The sequence below is a fragment of the Atlantibacter hermannii genome (assembly GCF_009907385.1).
Classification (GTDB): domain Bacteria; phylum Pseudomonadota; class Gammaproteobacteria; order Enterobacterales; family Enterobacteriaceae; genus Atlantibacter; species Atlantibacter hermannii_A.
Genome location: NZ_JAAATR010000034.1, coordinates 1 through 4,950, shown reverse-complemented (window position 1 = coordinate 4,950; position 4,950 = coordinate 1). Strand labels below are relative to the sequence as shown.

General features: G+C 49.2%; 2 protein-coding genes and 2 pseudogenes. 3 read left to right on the top strand and 1 reads right to left on the bottom strand.

Going from position 1 to position 4,950, the window contains the following annotated elements; all coding sequences use genetic code 11:
• Positions 1-2,924 (top strand): annotated as a pseudogene (locus GV764_RS11130) (Tn3 family transposase); the annotation flags it as partial.
• A gap of 36 nt (positions 2,925-2,960) precedes the next feature.
• On the opposite strand, the pseudogene GV764_RS11125 reads toward GV764_RS11130, so the two are convergent.
• Positions 2,961-3,131, bottom strand: a pseudogene (locus GV764_RS11125) (TnsA endonuclease N-terminal domain-containing protein); the annotation flags it as partial.
• A 754-nt stretch (positions 3,132-3,885) separates the two neighbouring features.
• Here GV764_RS11125 and GV764_RS11120 point away from each other — a divergent pair.
• Together GV764_RS11120 and GV764_RS11115 are read left to right on the top strand one after the other, a co-directional pair.
• A complete protein-coding gene (locus tag GV764_RS11120; RefSeq protein ID WP_001371925.1) occupies positions 3,886-4,266 on the top strand; it encodes a hypothetical protein in 381 nt (126 codons plus the stop codon).
• A 57-nt stretch (positions 4,267-4,323) separates the two neighbouring features.
• The gene (locus GV764_RS11115; protein WP_000490639.1) at positions 4,324-4,947 is read left to right on the top strand and encodes a hypothetical protein; all 624 of its coding nucleotides are present in this window, start codon (positions 4,324-4,326) and stop codon (positions 4,945-4,947) included.
• The last annotated feature ends 3 nt before the right edge of the window (positions 4,948-4,950 follow it).

The following is a 4,950-nucleotide window of genomic DNA, read 5'->3' as shown; positions in this document are numbered from 1 at the left end:
GCCTCATCGCTAACTTTGCAACAGTGCCCTTTCATCAACCTGCGTAGGGGCAGGCATAACCGGTTGGGAATTGCCCTTCAACTCACAACTGCCCGCTTTCTGGGAACCTTCTTGTCCGATCTCATGCAAATACCGCCCGGTGTCCAGTTTTATGTCGCAAGGCAACTTAACATCCGCTATCCAGAGATCATTTCCCGCTATGCTCAAAGGGAAAACACACGTTGGGAGCACCACGGGCTTATCAGGCAGCACTATAGCTATCATGATTTCGGTGATTTCCCGTGGTCGTTCAGACTGAAGCGATTGCTGTATACCCGTGCATGGCTCAGTAATGAACGCCCCGGACTGATGTTCGATTTTGCCACCGCGTGGTTGCTTCAAAATAAAGTGTTGTTGCCAGCCGCATCCACCCTGACGAGAGTCATTGGTGAAATCCGTGAGCGTGCGACCCGCCGCTTGTGGCGAAAATTGGCCGCGCTGCCAAACCGTTGGCAGACCGCACAACTGGCTGGGTTACTTGAAATCCCCGAAGGACAGCGACTCTCAGTGATGGAGCACCTAAAAAGAGGCCCTGTCACTATCAGCGGCCCCGCGTTCACTGAAGCACTTGAACGTTACACTCGCCTGCGCAGCCTGGAGTTTTCCTGTCTGAATTTCACTGGGCTGCCCGCCATACAGCTCCGCAATCTGGCACGCTATGCCGGAATGGCATCGGTGAAATATATCAGCAGAATGCCAGAAGAACGGCGGCTGGCGATCCTTACCGCATTCGTGAAAGCGCAAGAAATCTCGGCGCTGGACGAGGCCGTTGACGTGCTGGATATGCTGATCCTCAATATTACCCGGGAGGCGAAGAAAACCGGGCAGAAAAAGCGACTTAGGACGCTCAAGGATCTTGACCGCGCGGCGTTGCTGCTGGCGCGGGCATGCGCACTTTTACTTGATGAAGATACCGCCGATGATTTGCTGCGAAAGACCATATTCAGCAGTGTGTCTGTCGCCAGACTGGCAGAGTCCGTGGAAAAAGTGAATGAACTGGCCCGCCCCCAGGATACAAACTTTCAGGATGAAATGGTGGAGCAATACGGACGGGTAAGGCGTTTTTTGCCCGCACTACTGCGCGATCTGCACTTCCGTGCGGCCCCAGACGGTGAACATACCTTGGCTGCCATCCATTACCTGGCAGAGCTAAACGGCTCGAAAAAACGGATCCTGGACGATGCACCTGAACATATCATTTCAGGCCCTTGGAAACGCCTGGTGTACGATGCTGACGGTCGGATACAGCGAGCAGGTTACTCGTTGTGTCTGCTGGAGCGACTTCAGGATGCGCTACGCCGTCGTGACATCTGGTTGGAAAACAGCGATCGTTGGGGTGATCCGCGCCAAAAACTTCTTCAGGGGGAGGAATGGCAGGCGCAGCGGGTTCCAGTCTGCCGGGCATTGGGTCACCCCACTAATGGCAGTAAAGCATCGGAGCAATTGGCCGCTCAGTTAGATGAAACCTGGAAAACGGTGGCATCACGTTTTGATCGCAATACCGCCGTGGACATCTGCAATGAAGGTAAACATCCTTCGCTGACCATCAGCAGCCTGGATAAATTGGATGAACCACCGGCGCTGATACAACTGAGCAGCCGAGTCAGACAATTGCTTCCACCCGTTGACCTGACAGAACTGTTGCTCGAGATTGACGCCAGAACTGGCTTCACCCGTGAATTCAGCCATGTCAGCGAGTCAGGTGCCCGTGCGCAGGATCTGCATATAAGCCTGTGTGCGGTGATGCTGGCTGAGGCCTGCAATATCGGACATGAGCCGCTGATCAAGCACAATATCCCTGCACTGACTCGCCATCGTCTGAGCTGGGTGAAACAGAACTACATCCGAGCAGAAACGCTGGTTAGCGCCAATGCGCGGCTGGTTGATTTTCAGTCCTCGTTAGCGTTGGCAGGATACTGGGGGGCGGGGAGGTAGCCTCCGCTGATGGTATGCGTTTTGTCACGCCAGTGAAAACGGTGAATTCTGGCCCCAACAGAAAATACTTTGGTTCAGGGCGCGGCATCACCTGGTACAACTTTGTCTCTGACCAATATTCGGGTTTTCATGGCATAGTGATTCCTGGAACACTGCGGGATTCCATCTTTGTGCTGGAAGGGCTACTTGAGCAACAAACGGGACTAAACCCGGTTGAAATCATGACGGACACAGCAGGTACCAGTGACATTATCTTTGGCCTGTTCTGGCTACTGGGATACCAATTTTCACCTCGTCTGGCGGATGCGGGTGAGGCTGTGTTCTGGCGGGCCGACAAAGCAGCGAATTACGGGGCGTTGGACAAACTGGCGCGGGGTTGTGTTGACCTTTCTAAAATCGAAAGCCACTGGGATGAGATGATGCGGGTTGCCGGTTCGCTGAAGCTGGGCACTATTCATGCGTCAGAACTCATTCGATCGCTATTGAGAAGTACCCGACCGTCAGGGCTTGCTCAGGCAATAATGGAGGTCGGAAGAGTTAACAAGACACTGTATCTTCTCAACTATATTGATGATGAGGACTATCGTCGCCGGATCCTAACACAGTTGAACCGGGGTGAAGGCCGCCATGCCGTTGCAAGAGCCATCTGCTACGGTCAGCGTGGCGAGATCAGAAAACGTTACCGCGAGGGGCAGGAAGATCAGTTGGGTGCGCTGGGTCTGGTGACAAACGCAGTGGTGCTGTGGAATACGCTTTATATGCAGGAAGCCTTGTCGCACCTGCGCAGCATCGGGGAAGGGCCAGAGGATGAACATATCGCGCGGCTTTCGCCTCTGATGCACGGTCATATCAACATGCTGGGACATTATACGTTCACACTACCGGAGGATATTATGAAGGGGGAATTGAGGCCGTTAAATCTCAATTTAAACAATGAATTATCTCCTTAGCGTGGTTTTTTACATCATTGGCCCTCAAACCCCATGATGATGGTTTCGAAACGTCTTAAGGCCAAAGACTATCGAACGGTTTCCACGGGATTTAACGTCCTGAGCTCTAAGCCAGGGCTGATAACTTTGGCCATAGCCCACTCCTATGCCGTCACCTAGCGCATTTTCATAATCCAAATAGGATTTGAGACGCCTACCCCTACCCATGATCGTACCCAAAAAACGACATTGATACGTACCTATATGTGCATTTTATAGTCTCCAACCCTATAACCACACATTCAGTAAGCATACAACATTAGCGTCGTTTTTTGAGAATGGTTACAACTTTAGTGCTTTGTGTACAACTTTATTGTCTTCGGACAGTAGGACCCTCTAAAACCAATAGAATTTACGTAGAAACGCGTTTAGTAAAGGCTTTACTAATTACTAATGACTAACATATTAGCACTTTCAGATCTGTCAGCAATAACCCCGGGCGGCGAAATAATGAGAAGAGTTCTTCCGGAGAGCCTTTTCTTTCTATCTGATTGATTTTTAACACTTTTAAATGTCAGCTTTATGTAAACCTGTGGGATTTACTCCTAATTAAATCCCATAGTATGAAAATTAGGCATTTGCAAACCTTAATGACGTGACGTTGTCACGTAAATCAATGGAATTTAGTCTCTAGTAAAGAGTTAACTAGTGACTAACTGCCTGATCGGTGTGCTTGAACGGTGCACTTCAGGCCGGATATAAAAATTGATGAGAGATATACAGAAAATGATGGACCGGCTTAATAAGCCAGCCTTTCTTGGGATGATTGATGATGTTGAACACGCTATAAAGCGAAAATGCCCCTTTTTAACCTATAGGTTGGGCACTATGAGTAAGATACAATCAAATCGCCAGTCAGATGGCTAATTTCATTTTGACCAAAGCGGGCTATTTCAAGCGTTATCGCTGAGACGAGGCTTCAATGACAAGTACACTTGACCCATCACACAAGCAAATTGAAATGTGGCGCAGAGCTACCGGTTCCGAAGGTGGACTCAACGAATACCGCAACTGGGTTCTGGAAAATAGTATGAGATTTACAGCATACGGTATCCATACCGTTATCGTCGAAGGTGAGGCGAAGCATATAACAGCGCTTGATGATGTTACCCTCTGTAACGAGTGGGCGAAGCTTAAAAGAGAAAACAATAGGCTTTACGCAGCAAATGAAAAAATTTGCTCTGGCTGGCGTGGTTTTGTGTTGCGTTTGTTAGGAATAACACTGTCATGCAGAAAACCGGTCATCTTACTGGGGGCAGACGCGAAGAATCAAAATGATGCCGTGAAAGGGGCTGATTTGTAATTTTCAGGCGAGCCCACCGTTCTTAGAAAGCTGTTCTATGGGTATGTAAGGAAGATAATGTTCTCTGAACGCTCAGTACACTTAATCACTTCCTGTACAAAGGGCAAGAATCATCAGGGCCACGTCTGGCCGACATTGGACATAGATCCAAAACAAACCCCGGACGACGCAGCATATGCCTGGAGTAACATTGTAGACGACGCCAGAAGTAATCAGGCGGTACCGGCATTGTCCTTGTATTCAGGTAATCACTGGTCTACGGCAAAGGAAATTTTAAACTCAACCAGAAATCTGGAGTTGTGGATAATCTCTGCCGGGATGGGGTTTTTAAATAGTCGAGATCGGGTGCCCTCTTACGAGGCGACATTTCATCAAGTACCATTCAGGCATGATCTCTGGTGGAAAGCCATCACAAAATCACTAGGAAAGCATAACCGTTGCGCAACTATAAGCCAGTTAATGCAGTCCAGTCCGAATGATGAATATTTGATTGCGGCTTCGCCTGTTTATATTGCTGCTGTCCAGAATGACATCCTGAAGGGCATTGAGAGTTTGACTCATCCTCTTACGCAACTAACGATCGTGACATCAGGGGCATATGCTGGCCCACTTGAAGAATACTTAATTAAGAGTTCTTCTAGGATGATGAAAGAGCTAGGGAAGGTGCGAACAAGTTCCTGATAT